Source organism: Pseudomonas sp. FG1 (genome assembly GCF_034313875.1).
Classification (GTDB): domain Bacteria; phylum Pseudomonadota; class Gammaproteobacteria; order Pseudomonadales; family Pseudomonadaceae; genus Aquipseudomonas; species Aquipseudomonas veronii.
This window is the reverse complement of the sequence record NZ_JAVIWP010000001.1, coordinates 4,718,466-4,735,327: the sequence shown is the minus strand read 5'-3', so window position 1 is coordinate 4,735,327 and position 16,862 is coordinate 4,718,466. Positions and strand designations below refer to the sequence as shown.

The 16,862-nt window shown below is 62.2% G+C and carries 13 protein-coding genes; 11 read left to right on the top strand and 2 right to left on the bottom strand.

The window, feature by feature from the left end:
• Nucleotides 1-2 precede the first annotated feature (2 nt).
• The 8 genes from RGV59_RS21580 to RGV59_RS21545 all read left to right on the top strand — a co-directional run bounded on the left by RGV59_RS21580 (nucleotide 3) and on the right by RGV59_RS21545 (nucleotide 10,369).
• Nucleotides 3-1,106 (top strand): P1 family peptidase, encoded by a 1,104-nt coding sequence (locus tag RGV59_RS21580; protein ID WP_126587203.1) that lies wholly within the window; start codon nucleotides 3-5, stop codon nucleotides 1,104-1,106.
• A gap of 316 nt (nucleotides 1,107-1,422) precedes the next feature.
• On the top strand, nucleotides 1,423-2,385 hold the full coding sequence (locus tag RGV59_RS21575; protein WP_017846754.1) for an IS30-like element ISPsme1 family transposase: 963 nt from the start codon (nucleotides 1,423-1,425) through the stop codon (nucleotides 2,383-2,385).
• A 149-nt stretch (nucleotides 2,386-2,534) separates the two neighbouring features.
• Complete coding sequence (locus RGV59_RS21570; protein WP_126587202.1) at nucleotides 2,535-3,968, top strand: serralysin family metalloprotease; 1,434 nt, start codon at nucleotides 2,535-2,537, stop codon at nucleotides 3,966-3,968.
• Nucleotides 3,969-4,016: 48 nt separating this feature from the next.
• Nucleotides 4,017-4,385: an AprI/Inh family metalloprotease inhibitor gene (locus tag RGV59_RS21565; protein ID WP_126587201.1), complete on the top strand. Its 369-nt coding sequence runs from the start codon at nucleotides 4,017-4,019 to the stop codon at nucleotides 4,383-4,385.
• A 104-nt stretch (nucleotides 4,386-4,489) separates the two neighbouring features.
• Nucleotides 4,490-6,241 carry a type I secretion system permease/ATPase gene (locus tag RGV59_RS21560; RefSeq protein WP_057004059.1) on the top strand — a complete coding sequence of 584 codons (1,752 nt, stop codon included), beginning with the start codon at nucleotides 4,490-4,492 and terminating at the stop codon, nucleotides 6,239-6,241.
• Nucleotides 6,238-7,539 (top strand): HlyD family type I secretion periplasmic adaptor subunit, encoded by a 1,302-nt coding sequence (locus RGV59_RS21555; protein WP_017845715.1) that lies wholly within the window; start codon nucleotides 6,238-6,240, stop codon nucleotides 7,537-7,539. Before RGV59_RS21560 ends, RGV59_RS21555 begins: the two co-directional genes overlap by 4 nt.
• Nucleotides 7,540-7,541: 2 nt before the next feature.
• On the top strand, nucleotides 7,542-8,885 hold the full coding sequence (locus RGV59_RS21550; RefSeq protein ID WP_017845716.1) for a TolC family outer membrane protein: 1,344 nt from the start codon (nucleotides 7,542-7,544) through the stop codon (nucleotides 8,883-8,885).
• A gap of 59 nt (nucleotides 8,886-8,944) precedes the next feature.
• On the top strand, nucleotides 8,945-10,369 hold the full coding sequence (locus tag RGV59_RS21545; RefSeq protein ID WP_126587200.1) for a lipase: 1,425 nt from the start codon (nucleotides 8,945-8,947) through the stop codon (nucleotides 10,367-10,369).
• Nucleotides 10,370-10,444: 75 nt separating this feature from the next.
• On the opposite strand, the gene RGV59_RS21540 is transcribed toward RGV59_RS21545, so the two are convergent.
• Nucleotides 10,445-10,669, bottom strand: a complete 225-nt coding sequence (locus RGV59_RS21540) for a YgdI/YgdR family lipoprotein (protein WP_017845718.1) — start codon at nucleotides 10,667-10,669, stop codon at nucleotides 10,445-10,447.
• A 187-nt stretch (nucleotides 10,670-10,856) separates the two neighbouring features.
• Here RGV59_RS21540 and RGV59_RS21535 point away from each other — a divergent pair, with 187 nt between their 5' ends.
• The 3 genes from RGV59_RS21535 to RGV59_RS21525 all read left to right on the top strand — a co-directional run bounded on the left by RGV59_RS21535 (nucleotide 10,857) and on the right by RGV59_RS21525 (nucleotide 15,915).
• The gene (locus RGV59_RS21535; RefSeq protein ID WP_126587199.1) at nucleotides 10,857-12,503 is read left to right on the top strand and encodes a VRR-NUC domain-containing protein; all 1,647 of its coding nucleotides are present in this window, start codon (nucleotides 10,857-10,859) and stop codon (nucleotides 12,501-12,503) included.
• A complete protein-coding gene (locus RGV59_RS21530) occupies nucleotides 12,500-14,785 on the top strand; it encodes an ATP-dependent DNA helicase (protein ID WP_126587198.1) in 2,286 nt (761 codons plus the stop codon). Before RGV59_RS21535 ends, RGV59_RS21530 begins: the two co-directional genes overlap by 4 nt.
• A 209-nt stretch (nucleotides 14,786-14,994) precedes the next feature.
• Nucleotides 14,995-15,915 carry an AraC family transcriptional regulator gene (locus RGV59_RS21525; protein WP_046383354.1) on the top strand — a complete coding sequence of 307 codons (921 nt, stop codon included), beginning with the start codon at nucleotides 14,995-14,997 and terminating at the stop codon, nucleotides 15,913-15,915.
• Here RGV59_RS21525 and RGV59_RS21520 read toward each other — a convergent pair.
• Nucleotides 15,912-16,862: an alpha-E domain-containing protein gene (locus RGV59_RS21520; protein ID WP_017845722.1), complete on the bottom strand. Its 951-nt coding sequence runs from the start codon at nucleotides 16,860-16,862 to the stop codon at nucleotides 15,912-15,914. The two genes, RGV59_RS21525 and RGV59_RS21520, sit on opposite strands and share 4 nt — an antisense overlap.

Here is a 16,862-nt window from a genome sequence, read left to right as displayed (position 1 = left end):
TTATGCGCGCACGTCAATTGGGCATCACGTTGGGGCTGGGCACGCCCGGCGCGTTGAATGCCATCACCGATGTTCCCGGCGTCCGGGTCGGCCACAGCACGCTCAAGACCCGCGTCGACGGTAAGCAGGTGTGTACCGGCGTCACAGTGGTCCAGCCGCGTGCCGGCGAGGCGCGGCAGCAGCCGTGCTTTGCCGGGTATCATGTGCTCAACGGCAATGGCGACGCCACGGGCCTGGAGTGGATCAGCGAAGCAGGGCTGTTGACCACGCCATTGGCGATCACCAACACCCACAGCCTCGGCATTGTGCGCGACACCCTGATTGCCCTGGAGCGCGAGCGTCTGGCGGACCCGGCCGTGTACTGGTGCATGCCGGTGGTGATGGAAACCTACGACGGCCTGCTGAACGATATCTGGGGCCAGCACGTCAAGCCTGCGCATGTGCGCGAGGCGCTGGACCACGCCGAAAGTGGTCCGGTACAGGAAGGTGCAGTGGGCGGCGGCACCGGGATGATCTGCCATGAATTCAAGGGCGGCATCGGCACCGCGTCGCGCCGGTTGCCGGCGGAGCAGGGCGGCTGGACGGTCGGCGTGCTGGTGCAGGCCAACCATGGCAAGCGCCAGGAACTGCGGGTTGACGGCTACCCGGTGGGCCGGCAGTTGATGACGATCCCATCGCCGTTCGCCGAGCGGGGCACGCCGGGCATGGGCTCGATCGTGGTGATCCTGGCCACCGACGCGCCGTTGCTGCCCCATCAATGCCGGCGCCTGGCGCAACGCGCGTCCATCGGCATTGCGCGCACCGGCGGCGGCACCGAGGATTCCAGCGGCGACCTGTTCCTGGCCTTCGCCACCGGCAATCAGGCGCTGCCCCCGGCGGACTATGGGCGCAAGGACCTGGCGTTCAGCAGCGCGGTGCAGATGGTCAATAACGATCATATGTCCCCGCTGTTCCTCGCCGCGGCGGAGGCAGTGGAGGAGGCGATCGTCAACGCCATGCTGGCCGGTGAGAGCATGACCACCGACGACGGGGTGCGGGTGCCGGGTCTGGACGGCGAAACCCTGTTGCAGGCATTGCGCGAGACGGGCTGGAACAGCTGCCGATAATCCGGTGTATTTATAAAGATGCTGGTTCTTTAATGCGGCGAATGACACCGTGACAATATATTGGATCCATCTAAACAAGTGCGCCGCTCAAGTTGAGCGGCTTTACCGCTATTTAATATTTAAATAACAGCACGGCGCTTTTTGTCGGACAAAAGCAACTAACCCCCCTACAAACATTGCACGCGACTTGCTTAAGTTGCCGGCTTGTCGGTTTTCACTGCCTGAATTCATAGAATAAGTGCAACGTTTGAAACGATAGGCAGAGAGTCAGCCACCGGTAGAATCCAGGCTCTCACACCGAAGGATTCAAGCGCAGATGACTACGCATTACCGGCAGCTGACTCAGGGCCAACGTTACCAGATTGAGGCCGGTCTGAGCGCCGGAAAAAGCCAGGCAAGCATCGCGAAACAGGTTGGCGTACATCCCTCGACGATCAGTCGTGAGGTTCGCCGCAACAGCTCCCAGAAGACCTACAAAGCGGTTGCTGCGACCCATGAAAGTGATGCCCGTCGAGCGCAGGCGCGCAAGCACTGCAAGCCATTAACGTGGTTCAGCCATTATCTGCCGCTCTGGCTAAAACACGGTATGAGCCCGGAGCAGATTGCTCAGCGCCTGAAGCAAGAGCAGCCGGAGCGCGCGGTCAGTCACGAGTGGATTTATCGGTTTATCGCCACCGACAAACACGCAGGTGGCGAGTTATACAAGTATTTGCGGCACCGCAGGAAGCTGTACCGAAAACGCTACGGAAGCCACGACCGGCGCGGACAGTTGCGTAATCGCGTATCGATAACCGAGCGCCCTGCTGAGGTCGAAGCCCGCGAGCGTCTAGGTGATTGGGAGGGTGACACGGTGCATGGCGTAGGCGGCAATCTGGTCACGCTGGTTGATCGTAAAAGCGGCTACCTGAGCGCCTATCCGGTCAAGCGCAGGACGCGCCGGCAGGTAACGCGGGCGATCAATCTGTTGCTCAAGGGGCATGCTGTTCACACGCTGACGCTGGATAACGGGAAGGAGTTTGCCGGGCATGAACGCATTGCGCATCGGAGCCAGTGCCAAGTCTTTTTTGCAGAACCCTATTCATCCTGGCAGCGAGGCACTAATGAAAATACCAACGGCCTGCTCCGGCAGTATTTTCCCAAGGGCGGCGACTTCAGCAAGCTGACCGTCGAGGCGGTCAGTCGCGTGGTAACGAAGATCAATTTACGCCCGCGAAAACGCCTGGGCTGGAAGACGCCGTACGAAGTTTATGCAGGGGTGAGCGTTGCACTTATGTGTTGAATTCAGGCTGCGTAAATAGATGTAGACGAAAGATTTCAAGTTGTGTCAGTTTCGTGACGCCTTCAAAAGAGGCGAGTGATAGGACGATCTCGCCAGCGGGGTTCCTATCGACCCAAGACTGATGCACTTGCACACAAGGAAGTACGTTTATGTCAAAAGTAAAAGACCAGGCTATTGTGTCTGCCGCGCAAGCCAGCACTGCGTATACGCAAATCGATAGTTTCAGCCATCTGTACGACCGTGGCGGCAACCTCACGATCAATGGCAAACCCTCCTATTCCGTTGACCAGGCCGCCACCCAGCTGCTGCGCGACGGCGCCGCGTACCGGGACGTCGACGGCAACGGCAAGATCGACCTGACCTACACCTTTCTGACCTCGGCCTCCTCGAGCACGCTGAACAAGCATGGCATTTCGGGCTTCAGCCAGTTCAACAGCCAGCAGAAAGCCCAGGCCGCGCTGGCCATGCAATCCTGGTCGGATGTCGCCAACGTTGCCTTCACCGAGAAGGCCCGCGGCGGCGATGGGCATATGACCTTCGGCAACTACAGCGGCGGCCAGGACGGCGCGGCGGCCTTCGCCTACCTGCCCGGCACCGGCGCGGGCTACGACGGCACCTCGTGGTACCTGACCAACAGCAGCTACACACCCAACAAGACCCCGGACCTGAACAACTACGGCCGGCAGACCCTGACCCACGAGATCGGTCATACCCTGGGCCTGGCTCACCCCGGCGACTACAACGCCGGGAATGGCAACCCGACCTACAACGACGCGACCTATGGACAGGACACGCGCGGCTACAGCCTCATGAGTTACTGGAGTGAGAGCAACACCAACCAGAACTTCAGCAAGGGCGGGGTCGAGGCCTATGCCTCCGGGCCGTTGATCGACGATATCGCGGCGATCCAGAAGCTTTACGGCGCGAACTACGCCACCCGCGCTGGCGACACCACCTACGGCTTCAACTCCAACACCGGGCGTGATTTCCTCAGCGCCACCGCCAACGCCGACAAGCTGGTATTTTCGGTCTGGGACGGCGGCGGCAACGACACCCTGGATTTTTCCGGTTTCACCCAGAACCAGAAGATCAACCTCAATGAGACCTCGTTCTCCGACGTTGGCGGCCTGGTGGGCAACGTGTCCATCGCCAAGGGCGTCACCGTGGAAAACGCCTTCGGCGGCGCGGGCAACGATCTGATCATCGGCAACAATGCCGCCAACCTGATCAAGGGCGGGGCCGGCAACGACCTCATCTACGGCGCTGGCGGTGCCGACCAACTGTGGGGCGGCGCCGGCAACGACACCTTTGTGTTCGGTGCCAGTTCCGATTCCAGGCCAGGTGCGGCGGACAAGATCTTTGACTTCACCAGCGGCGCCGACAAGATCGACCTGAGCGGCATCACCAAAGGTGCGGGCCTGAGCTTCGTCAACGCGTTCACCGGGCATGCCGGCGACGCAGTATTGAGCTATGCCTCGGGCACCCACCTGGGTACCTTGGCCGTGGACTTCTCCGGGCACGGCGTGGCGGATTTCCTCGTCACCACCGTGGGCCAGGCAGCGGTCAGCGACATCGTGGCCTGATGCACCGGCGCGGCGTTGTGGCGCCGCGCTTCCAGGAGGGGCATACACATGCCGCGTTTTGTGCATTTGATCGCCTGTGTCCTACAGGTGTTGTTCGTGTCGGCAGGAGCCCACGCAATGGCTAGCAGTCTCGTTTTACCCACCACCGCGCAGTTGGCCGGACATTGGCAACTGCACCGACAGGATCAGGTCTGTGCCCTGGATTTGCTGGAGCAAGCCACCGCCGTGGGGGGCGATGTGGCCTGCGTCGAGCAATGGCTGGGAGACAAACCCCTGACATGGTCGCCGACGCCGGACGGGATCTGGTTGATGAATGCCGAAGGTTCCGGGATTACCCACTTGAATCGTAAGCGCGACGGTGAATACCAGGCGCGCACGCCATCCGGCGATATCGTGACATTGCAACGAATACCTTAGTTTCCAGTTATAACGCTATAACTCGAATTTAATAGTTGGCCGCCGCTTATTCAGGGGCTGGGGCAACTATTGCCGGTCATTGGGTTCAAGGAAGATCAAACACCATGGCGAAGCCCCCTGTTGTTGCGCCTTTATTCAAGGCGCTGGGTGAATATAAAAGTATTTTGATCAGCGTTGGCTGTTTCACTGCATTAATTAACCTGCTGATGCTGGTGCCGTCCATTTATATGCTGCAAGTGTATGACCGCGTGCTGTCCTCCCAGAATGAAACCACTCTGGTGATGTTGACGCTGATGGTCGTCGGTTTCTTCGCCTTTATCGGCAGCCTGGAAGTCATCCGCAGTTTTATCGTGATCCGCATCGGCAGCCAGTTGGAACGGCGCTTCAACTTGCGCGTGTATAAAGCTGCCTTCGAACGCAACCTGCAACGCGGCCAGGGGCATGCCGGGCAGTCCCTGGCAGATTTGACCCATCTCCGCCAGTTCATCACCGGGCCGGCGCTGTTCGCGTTTTTTGATGCGCCGTGGTTTCCGATCTATCTGTTGGTGATTTTCCTGTTCAACGTGTGGCTGGGCGTGCTGGCCACGGCGGGGGCCTTGCTGCTGATCGGCCTGGCCTGCCTCAATGAATACCTGACCAACAAGCCCCTGGCTGAGGCTGGCGGTTACTCCCAGCAATCCAGCCAACTGGCCACCAGCCATTTGCACAACGCCGAAACCATCCAGGCCATGGGCATGCTCGGCGCATTGCGCCAGCGCTGGTTTGCCGTGCATTCGCAGTTCCTGGGCTTGCAGAACGCGGCCAGCGACACCGGCTCGGTGATCACCGCGCTGAGCAAATCCCTGCGCCTGTGCCTGCAATCGTTGGTGCTCGGCCTGGGCGCATTCTTGGTGATCAAGGGCGAGATGACCGCCGGGATGATGATCGCCGGTTCGATCCTGATGGGGCGGGTGCTCAGCCCGATCGATCAGTTGATTGCCGTGTGGAAGCAGTGGAGTTCGGCCAAGCTGGCTTATCAGCGGCTTGACCAACTGCTGCGCGAATTTGCGCCGGACGTCGAGCCGATGGCCTTGCCCGCCCCCAAGGGTCAGGTGAGTTTCGAGCAGGTCAGCGCCGGCCCGCCGGGTCGACGCTTGGCGACGCTGCATCAGGTCAGCTTCCACCTGGGCGCTGGCGAGGTGCTGGGGGTGCTGGGCGCGTCGGGGTCCGGCAAGTCCACGCTGGCGCGGGTGCTGGTGGGCGTTTGGCCAACCCTGGCCGGCACCGTGCGCCTGGATGGCGCGGATATCCATCGCTGGGACCGTGACGATCTTGGCCCGCACATCGGTTACCTGCCCCAGGACATCGAATTGTTCAGCGGCAGCATCGCCGACAACATTGCGCGCTTTCGCGATGCCGACCCGGCGCAGGTGGTCCAGGCGGCGCAACAGGCCGGGGTGCATGAATTGATTCTGCGCCTGCCGCAAGGCTACGACACCGTGTTGGGCGACAACGGCGGCGGCCTGTCCGGCGGCCAGAAGCAACGGGTGGCCCTGGCGCGTGCGCTGTATGGCGGGCCGCGGCTGGTTGTGCTGGACGAACCCAACTCCAACCTCGACACCGTCGGTGAAGCCGCGCTGGCCAGCGCCATCGTGCAGCTGAAGGCCCAGGGCAGCAGCGTGATTCTCGTCACCCACCGCTCTTCGGCCCTGGCCCAGGCCGACAAGTTGCTGGTGCTCAACGAAGGCCACCTGCAAGCGTTTGGGCCGAGCCAGGACGTGCTGCGCGCGTTGTCCGGCCAGCAGGCGGCGACGCAGGAAAAAACCGGCGTCAGTTTCAGTCGTCAGTATCAAACCGCAAGGAATCCAGGCGCATGAGCATGCTCACTGTGGAACAACGCGACGCCGCTTTTTTCGTGCGTCTGGGCTGGTGGCTGACGGTGGTCGGCGCCGGTGGTTTTTTCCTCTGGGCCAGCCTGGCGCCGCTGGACCAGGGCATTCCGGTGCAGGGCACCGTGGTGGTCTCGGGCAAGCGCAAGGCCGTGCAGACCTTCAGCCCCGGCGTGGTCAGCCGGATCCTGGTGCGCGAAGGTGAGACGGTCAAACAGGGCCAGCCGCTGTTTCGTCTCGACCAGACCCAGAACCAGGCCGATGTGCAATCACTGCAAGCGCAGTACCGCCTGGCCTGGGCCAGTGTGGCGCGCTGGCAGAGCGAGCGCGACAATCGCGCGGCCATCGTGTTTCCCGCCGAACTCAGCACCGCCCCGGACCCTGCGCTGGCCTTGGTGCTAGAAGGCCAGCGTCAACTGTTCAGCAGCCGCCGCGAAGCCTTTGCCCGTGAACAGGCGGGGATTCGCGCGAATATCGACGGCGCCACGGCGCAGCTCAATGGCATGCGCCGCGCACGCAGCGACCTGAGCGCCCAGGCTCAATCCCTGCGCGATCAACTGAGCAATCTGCAGCCCCTGGCCGACAATGGCTACATCCCGCGCAACCGCTTGATGGAGTACCAGCGCCAGCTGTCCCAGGTGCAACAGGACCTGGCGCAGAACACCGGCGAAAGCGGCCGAGTGGAGCAGGGCATCCTCGAATCGCGGCTCAAACTGCAGCAGCACAGCGACGAATACCAGAAGGAAGTGCGCAGCCAACTGGCCGACGCGCAACTGCGCAGCCTGACCCTGGAGCAGCAACTCACGTCCGCCGGGTTCGACCTGCAACACAGCGAAATCAACGCGCCGGCCGATGGCATTGCGGTCAACCTCGGCGTCCACACCGAAGGCGCGGTGGTGCGTGCCGGGGAGACCTTGCTGGAGATCGTGCCACAGGGCACGCGGCTGGAAGTCGAGGGGCATTTGCCGGTCCACCTGGTGGACAAGGTCGGCACCCACCTGCCGGTCGACATCCTGTTCACCGCGTTCAACCAGAGCCGTACCCCGCGTGTGCCGGGACAGGTCAGCCTGATTTCCGCCGACCAACTGCTCGACGAAAAAACCGGCGCGCCGTACTACGTGCTGCGCACCAGCGTCAGCGAGGCCGCGCTGGAAACACTCCACGGCCTGGTTATCAAGCCGGGCATGCCCGCCGAGATGTTCGTGCGTACCGGCGAGCGCTCGTTGCTCAATTACCTGTTCAAGCCGCTGCTCGACCGCGCCGGCTCTGCGTTGACCGAGGAATGAACATGAAACCGCTGTTCATTGCCGTGCTGTTGAGCTGTGCGCCTGCCCAGGCCGCCATGGGCCCGTTCGATGTGTACGAGCAGGCTCTGCGCAACGATCCGGTGTTCCTCGGCGCGCTCAAGGAACGCGACGCCGGCCTGGAAAACCGCACCATCGGCCGCGCCGGGTTGCTGCCGCGGCTGTCCTACAACTACAACAAGGGGCGCAACAACTCCGAAGCGCACCTGCCTGACGGGCGTGGCGGCAGCTATCGCGACGCGCGCAATTACAACAGCTACGGCTCGACCTTCAGCCTGCAGCAGCCGCTGTTCGACTACGAAGCCTATGCCAACTACCGCAAGGGCGTGGCCCAGGCGCTGTTTGCCGATGAAAGTTTTCGCGACAAGAGCCAGGCGCTGTTGGTGCGGGTGTTGAGCTATTACACCCAAGCGTTGTTCGCCCAAGACCAGATCGAGATCGCCCGCGCCAAGAAAAACGCCTTCGAGCAGCAGTTTCAGCAGAACCAGCACCTGTTCCAGCAGGGCGAGGGCACGCGCACCGACATCCTTGAAGCCGAATCGCGCTATGAGCTGGCCACCGCCGAAGAAATCCAGGCGCTGGATGAACAGGACGCCTCGTTAAGAGCGTTGGGCGCGTTGATCGGCGTGCAGAGCGTCAACATCCACGACCTCGCGCCGCTCAATCAGCGCTTCGCCGCCTTCAGCCTGACGCCGGCCAACTACGACACCTGGCACGCGCTGGCGATCAGCAACAACCCGACGCTGGCCTCGCAACGCCAGGCCCTGGAAGTGGCGCGTTATGAAGTGGAGCGCAACCGTGCCGGGCACTTGCCGAAGATCACCGCGTATGCCAGTTCGCGCCAGCAGGAATCCGACAGCGGCAACACCTACAACCAGCGCTACGACACCAACACCATCGGCGTCGAAGTCAGCCTGCCGTTGTATGCCGGTGGCGCTGTCTCCGCCTCCACGCGCCAGGCCAGCCGCGCCATGGAGCAGGCCGAATACGAGCTGGAAGGCAAGACCCGCGAAACCCTGATCGAACTGCGTCGCCAGTTCAGCGCCTGCCTGTCGGGCGTGAGCAAGCTGCGCGCCTACCAGAAAGCCCTGACCTCGGCCGAGGCGCTGGTGGTGTCGACCCGGCAAAGCATCCTCGGCGGCGAGCGGGTCAACCTCGATGCGCTCAACGCCGAGCAGCAGCTCTACAGCACCCGGCGCGACCTGGCCCAGGCGCGTTATGACTACCTGATGGCCTGGACCAAATTGCACTACTACGCCGGCAACCTGCGCGATACCGACCTGGCGCAAGTCGATGAGGCCTTTGGGCCGGTGGGCAAGCAGCCGTAGCAGCACCTGGGACGTCATTGCGCTTTCTCGACAACTCCAACAACAGAGAGGCACTACCGATGGGAATCTTTGATTATAAAAACCTTGGCACCGAGGGTTCCAAGGCGCTGTTCGCCGATGCAATGGCGATCACGCTGTATACCTACCACAACCTGGATAACGGCTTTGCCGTGGGCTATCAGCACCACGGCTTGGGCGTTGGCCTGCCGGCGACGCTGGTCGGTGCATTGCTCGGCGGTGCCGACTCCCAAGGCGTGATCCCCGGTATCCCGTGGAATCCCGACTCGGAAAAGGCCGCCCTGGAAGCGCTGCAACACGCCGGATGGACGCCGCTCAGTGCGAGCACCCTGGGTTACGTCGGCAAGGTTGACGCCAGGGGCACGTTTTTCGGTGAAAAGGCTGGCTACACCACCGCGCAGGCCGAAGTGCTGGGCAAGTTCGATGACGCCGGCCGCCTGCTCGAAATCGGCATCGGCTTTCGCGGCACGTCGGGGCCGCGGGAAAGCCTGATCAGCGATTCCATCGGTGATCTGCTCAGCGATCTGCTCGCCGCCCTGGGCCCCAGGGATTACGCGAAGAACTACGCCGGCGAAGCCTTCGGCGGTTTGCTCAAGGCGGTTGCCGAGTATGCCGGCGCCCATGGCCTGAGCGGTTCCGACGTGCTGGTCAGCGGCCACAGCCTCGGCGGGCTGGCGGTCAACAGCCTGGCGGAGTTGAGCGACCAGCGATGGTCGGGGTTCTACAAGGACGCCAACTATGTGGCCTACGCGTCGCCGACCCAGAGCGCTGGCGACAAGGTGTTGAACATCGGCTATGAAAACGACCCGGTATTCCGGGCGCTGGACGGTTCATCTTTCAACCTGTCGTCCCTGGGCGTGCATGACAAGCCCCATGAATCGACCACCGACAACATCGTCAGCTTCAACGATCACTACGCCTCGACGCTGTGGAACGTGCTGCCGTTCTCCATTGCCAACCTGCCGACCTGGGTGTCGCATTTGCCCAGCGGCTATGGCGACGGCATGACCCGCGTGCTCGAATCCGGGTTCTACGACCAGATGAGCCGGGACTCGACGGTGATCGTCGCCAACCTGTCCGACCCGGCGCGGGCTACCACCTGGGTGCAGGACCTCAACCGCAATGCCGAGCCGCACAAGGGCAACACCTTCATCATCGGCAGCGACGGTAATGACCTGATCCAGGGCGGCAAGGGCGCGGACTTCATCGAAGGTGGCAAGGGCAACGACACCCTTCGCGACAACAGTGGCCATAACACCTTTCTGTTCAGCGGGCCGTTTGGCCAGGATCGGGTGATCGGCTATCAATCGAGCGACAAACTGGTGTTCACGGATGTGCAGGGCAGCCTGGATTATCGCGAGCACGCCAAGGCGGTGGGCGGCGATACGGTGATCAGTTTTGGCGCGGATTCGGTGACGTTGGTGGGGGTGAGCAACTGGTCGGGGGAGGGCGTCGTGATCGGTTGAAACCGCGTTGGCACGCGGTTCAAACGGTGGGAGCAAGCGGGCTCCCACATGTTTGATGAAGGATGCCGGGAGGGATCAGTCTTCCTTGCGAACCGTGGCCACATCATCGGCCCTGACGCGGATGCGCTTGCCGGCGATGTCGGTGAATTCATAGAAGCCGTCGGCGGTCTTGGTCTTCGGCGTGTCTTTGGTTAAATACTGCGTGCCGTTCTGCAATGTCACTACGGTTTGCGTCGCGCAACCGGCCAATACCAGAAAAGTGAGTGCAACCAGTGGCAGACCCAAATTCTTCATGTTCATAACCCTTACCTTAACCCTGAAAAGTCCCGCGGCCTGAGGCTGCGGGCCATAAATGTTACGCCATCAATTCCCCTATCTGATCACTTTTACGCAAAAAGTTGCGTGCGCCATTTATCTATTACCGATTGCAACAACGCGTCAGCGGCGGCACTCTGTATGCATAACCAGTATTCGATCGCTGCGGACCATGCCCGAACCCCTCGAAAATCCCCTGTATTACCTGCATAACTTCCGTCAGGTACTGGATTGGCTGGCACAACGCTATGCCGATCTGCTCGATGCTGAAGAAGCGCATTTCATTCAGCAATTCGACAGGTTGCCGCAGGCGTCCCAGGCATTACTGGTACGTCTGGTGATGCGCAAGGGCGTGCATTTTCGAGCGGGCAAGCTCAATTACCCGGAGATCGGCTGCGCTCATGCGGCAGCGCGTCCGCTGAAGGCTTTGGGTTGGGTGGATGATCAGTGCCTGCTGGGCTTTGACGAACTGTTCGGGTTGCTGCAAAAGGGCGAGTTGCTGGGCGCGTTCCAGCCGTGGATCGAGCAGCCCAAGGGCAAAAAGGCCGATTGGCTCGAGCAACTGGCGCCGCAGTTCGATGAGCGTCGCTGCTTTGCCCACTGGTGCCCCGAGCTGGATGACGTGCTCTACAGCGTCACCGTGATGGACTTGTGTGATCGCTTGCGCTTGATGTTCTTCGGCAACCTGCATCAGGACTGGTCCGAGTTCGTGCTGGCGGATCTGGGCATCTACACCTACGAAAAAGTCGAGTTTTGCGCACAGTCCCGTGGTTTGCGCAGCCGCGATGACGTGCTGGGGTTTCTGTTCCTGCATCAGTGCCAGCAAGCCTTTGAGTCCGCGCAGGCGCTGGACAGCGTGCTGGCGCAGATCGCTACGTTGCAGACCGACAACCCCTGGCTGGAAAAACGCCGGGCCAAGCTGTTGTTCCAGGTCGGCCAGTCTTGCGAGCGCAGTGCCGAGTTGGCGTTGGCCGAGCAGATCTACCGGGCCTGTGCTTATCCCGGCGCGCGCGCACGCTTGATTCGCGTGCTGGAGCGCCAGGAAGACTACGCCCAGGCCATGGCCCTGGCATGTGCCGCCCACGAGGCCCCGGAAAGCCCCGCCGAGCAGCAACACCTGCTGCGAGTGTTGCCGCGCCTGCGGCGCAAGCTGGGCGCGCCAGCCGTGCCCAAGGCCAAGCCTCGGGACGTCACGCGCCTGGACCTGGCGCTCCCGCCGCCGCCGCCCTCGATGGCGGTGGAGTATTGCGTGCAGGCCCATCTGAGCGAGCCCGATGCGCCGGTGTACTACGTCGAAAACGGCCTGATCAATTCGCTGTTCGGCCTGCTGTGCTGGGAGGCGATCTTCGCGCCGCTGCCGGGGGCATTTTTCCACCCGTTCCAGCGCGGGCCGGCGGATTTGCACAGCGAAGACTTCCATCAGCGTCGTGCGTCACTGTTTGCCGCCTGTCTCGAGCAACTGCAGGATGACCGCTACAAACACACCATCCGCCAACGGTACGTGGACAAGTGGGGCATCCAGTCACCCTTTGTCTTCTGGAACCTGCTCAGTGAAGAACTGTTGGAGCAGGCCTTGGCATGCTTGCCCGCCGAACACTTGCGTTGCTGGTTCGAGCGGCTGCTGCTGGATATTCGCGCCAACCGCGCGGGTATGCCGGACCTGATCCAGTTCTGGCCCGCGCAGAAAACCTACCGCATGATCGAAGTCAAAGGCCCCGGCGATCGCCTGCAAGACAACCAGCTGCGCTGGCTGGAGTTCTGTGGCGAGTACCAGATGCCGGTCACCGTCTGCTATGTGCGCTGGGCGCAGTCCGCTTGAGCTACACCGTGGCGGTGCGCGCATTGTGTGAGTTCACGGCCAAGGTCGGCGACCTCGACCTGCGTTTTACCCCGTCGCCCAGCGCCCAGGAAGGCATCGCCGGCCATCGCACGGTCGCCTCGCGGCGCAGCGCGCACTACCAGAACGAAGTGGCCCTGGAAGGCGAGTACGAGGAACTCAAGGTGCGGGGCAGGGCGGACGGCTACGACCCGGACAGCAACCGCCTCGAAGAGGTGAAGACCTATCGCGGCGACCTCGACGCCCAGCCCGCCAACCATCGGCAATTGCATTGGGCCCAGGTCAAGGTCTACGGCTGGTTGATGTGCCAGAAGCTCGGGCTTGCGCACATCGATTTGGCGCTGGTGTATTTCGATATCGTCGGCGAGGGCGAAACCTTGCTGAACCAGCGCTTTGCGGCCGCCGATCTGCAACGCTTCTTCAACCGGCAATGCGCGTTGTTTCTCGGTTGGGCCCGCCAGGAAATGCAGCACCGCGACGCCCGCAACCGCGCCGCACAGGCCCTGGCGTTCCCCCACAGCGCCTTTCGCCCCGGCCAGCGCAACCTCGCAGAGTCGGTGTACAAGGCCGTCAGCACCGGCCGCTGCCTGATGGCCCAGGCGCCCACCGGCATCGGCAAAACCGTCGGCACGATCTTCCCCATGCTCAAGGCCCTAGCGCCCCTGCAACTGGACAAGGTGTTGTTCCTCACCGCCAAGACCCCGGGTCGCAAGCTGGCCCTCGACGCCGCGCAAGTGCTGTATGCCAGCAGTCCCGAACTGCCGCTGCGCGTGCTGGAGCTGGTGGCGCGGGACAAGGCCTGCGAACACCTGGACAAGGCCTGCCACGGCGAATCCTGCCCGCTGGCCAAGGGTTTCTACGACCGTTTGCCCGCCGCGCGTATCGCGGCCGCCAAGGTGCGCCTGCTCGACCAACGCAACTTGCGCGAGGTCGCCCTGGAGCACGGCCTCTGTCCGTATTACCTGAGCCAGGAAATGGCGCGCTGGAGCGACCTGGTGGTCGCCGACTACAACTACTATTTCGACTTTGGCGCGCTGTTGTTCGGGCTGGCCCAACTCAACCAGTGGCGCGTCGCGGTGCTGGTGGACGAAGCCCATAACCTGGTGGAGCGCGCACGTTCGATGTACAGCGCCAGCCTTGATCAGTACACCCTCAAGACCGTGCGCGATACGGCGCCGGAGCCGTTGAAGAAACCCTTGCAGCGCTTGAATCGTGAGTGGAACGCGTTGCACAAGGACCAACTCGCGCCGTATCAGGCCTACGCGGCCAGACCCGACAAAATGCTCCAGGCCCTGAGCCTTTGCGCCAGCGCCATGGGCGACTATTTCAACGACCACCCCGAAGCACTCAATGGCGATCTGCAGGCGTTCTATTTTGAGGCACTGCAATTTGCCAAGGTCGCCGAGCTGTTCAACGAACATTTCATCTTTGATATCAGCCTGCGTCAGTTGCGCGGCAAGCGCAGCAGTTCCACCTTGTGCCTGCGCAATGTGGTGCCCGCCGAATTCATCCGCCCGCGATTGACGGCGGCGCGCAGCAGCGTGTTGTTTTCCGCCACACTCAGCCCGCGCCATTACTACGCCGACCTGCTGGGCCTGCCGGCGGACACTGCCTGGGTCGACGTGGAATCACCGTTCAATGCCGCGCAGTTGCGGGTGCGGATTGTCGATGAGGTCTCCACCCGGTTCGTGCATCGCCAGGCCTCGCTGGAACCCATCGTTGAATTGATCGCCGAGCAGTTCGCTCACCAACCGGGTAATTACCTGGCGTTCTTCAGCAGTTTCGATTATCTGCAACAAGTGGCGCTGTTACTCGCCGAGCGACACCCGCACATCGCACTGTGGCAGCAGTCTCGCGGCATGGCCGAAGCCGAGCGCCGGGCGTTTCTCGAACAGTTCACCGAACACAGCCAGGGCGTCGGTTTTGCGGTGCTGGGCGGCGCGTTTGGCGAAGGCATCGACCTGCCCGGTGCGCGCTTGATCGGCGCGTTCATCGCGACCCTGGGGCTGCCGCAACTGAACCCGATCAACGAACAGATGAAGCAGCGCATGGGCGCGATCTTCGGCTCCGGCTACGACTACACCTACTTGTACCCGGGCATTCAGAAAGTCGTGCAGGCAGCGGGGCGGGTGATCCGCAGCCAGCAGGACCAAGGCGTGGTGATGTTGATCGATGACCGGTTCGGCGAAGGGCGGGTGCGGCAGCTGTTGCCTCGGTGGTGGGCGATAGCGACTAAAACGGCTTCCAGGCCAATGCCTGAATAACCACCGGTGACGATGGCAGTCATACCGTGCAAATCTTTACCCGCCAACGCTTGCATAGCGGTTGTCGTGCCGTCGAATCCACTCTCGATAGGGCGTTGTTTATTGATCATAGGGAATTCTCCAGGGGGAGCCGTTATGTTCTCCCCTGGATGCCGGACGCGAAACGCCATAAAGTCCGTATTTCTGTCGCGATCGTCCGGAGTTTTTTTATGGATACCCTGTCCGACGTGGTGGCGCTGTTAAAGAGTCATCGGTCCTATTTCGCCGGCCTCAAGGCTGGCGGTGATTGGGCCCTGGATTTTCCACCGCCGGAGGGCATCAAGTTCAATGCCGTGGTGGAGGGAAAGTGTTGGCTGGAAGTCGAGGGCATGCCCGTACCGATGCCCTTGAGCGAGGGCGATTGCTTTTTGTTGACGCAGAACCGTCCCTGGAGGTTGTCCAGCAACCTTGCACTGGAGGGCGTTGACGCGCGCGCGGTGTACCGTGACGCTGTGGGGGGGATCGCTCGCCTGGGTGAGACTGTGGATCTGTTCCTGATAGGCGGGCGCTTTAGCTACGGTGACGACGCCCGTCTATTGCTGGAGGGGTTGCCGCCGGTGGTGCGTATCAGTGCGAGGTCCGAGCAGGCCAGCGTTTTGCGCTGGTGTCTGGATCGCCTGGCTCGGGAATATGCCAGCCCGATGCAAGGCGCGGCGTTGATGACCGAGCATCTGGCGCAAATGATGTTGGTGCAGATCCTGCGCCTCTATCAGTCATCCATGGGCGCCACTACCACCGGTTGGTTGGCGGCGTTGAACGATCCGCGGTTGGCGCCGGTGCTGCAGCAAATACACGCCGCGCCGGCACGCCGCTGGACCTTGAGCGACATGGCCGGTGTCGCGAGCCAGTCCCGGTCGACTTTTGCCCTGCACTTCAAGCAGCGGGTCGGAATGGCGCCCCAGGAGTATCTGACGCGCTGGCGCATGCACCTGGCGTTACAGGCCTTGAACACGTCTGCCAGGAGTGTTTCCTGTATCGGCCAGTCACTCGGGTATCAGTCGGACAGCGCGTTCAGCAGTGCCTTCAAGCGCCTGATGAACTGCTCCCCGCGGGAATACCGCGAGCGAAAGCACGCGCCCCTCGGTGTCTAAACCACCTCCAGGTACGAGCGGTGAATCGCCCGCGCCAATTCGCGTACCGTGTCGATGAATTCCGTCAGGCGGCTGTGCAAGCCTGCTTCGAGGATTTCATCGATCCCGGTATAGCGCAGCCGCGCTTCGAACTCGGCGGCCAAGCGCTGTGCGGTGCGCCCATAACTGCCTGGCAAGTCCGCCAGAATGTGGCTCAGTTCCTCGATACAGGCATGCAACGAACGCGGCACATCACTGCGCAACAGCAGCAACTCCGAGACCGAGCGTGCATTCAGCGCATTCGGATACAGCTCCGTGTACGCCTCGAATGACGACAGGGCGCGGAGCAGGGCGCTCCACTGGTAATAACCGCGTGCTGACAAGTCGCTGACTTCCTCCGATTCCTCGCCGAACATCTCGTAGCGCGCATCCAGCAGGCGTAAGGTGTTGTCGGCGCGCTCGACGAAGGTGCCCAGGCGAATGAACCGGTAGGCGTCATTGCGCATGATGGTGCCGGACGTCGCCCCGCGAAACAGGTGCGAACGCTGTTTGACCCAATCGCAGAAGTGGCTGATGCCATGGCGCGCCAGCCCGCCGGCGGCGATGCTGCGCATTTCCAGCCAGGTGGCGTTGAGGTTTTCCCACATGTCGGCGGTGATGCGCCCGCGCACGGCATGGGCGTTGCCCCGTGCGGCGCGCAGACAGTTGTAGATGCTGGCCGGGTTTTCTTCGTCGAGGGCGAAGAAGTGCAGCATGCGCTCGGCATCCAGTTGGCCGTGGCGCTCCAGGTAGCTGTCCAGGGTGCCGCTGCTGAGCAGCGACATCGCCAGTTCGTCCAGGCCATCGCTGCGCCCGGCCTGGGGCATCAATGACAGCGAATAACTGACCTCGAGCATGCGCGCCAGGTTCTCGGCACGCTCCAGGTAACGGGACATCCAGTACAGGTCTGCGGCGGTTCTACTCAACAT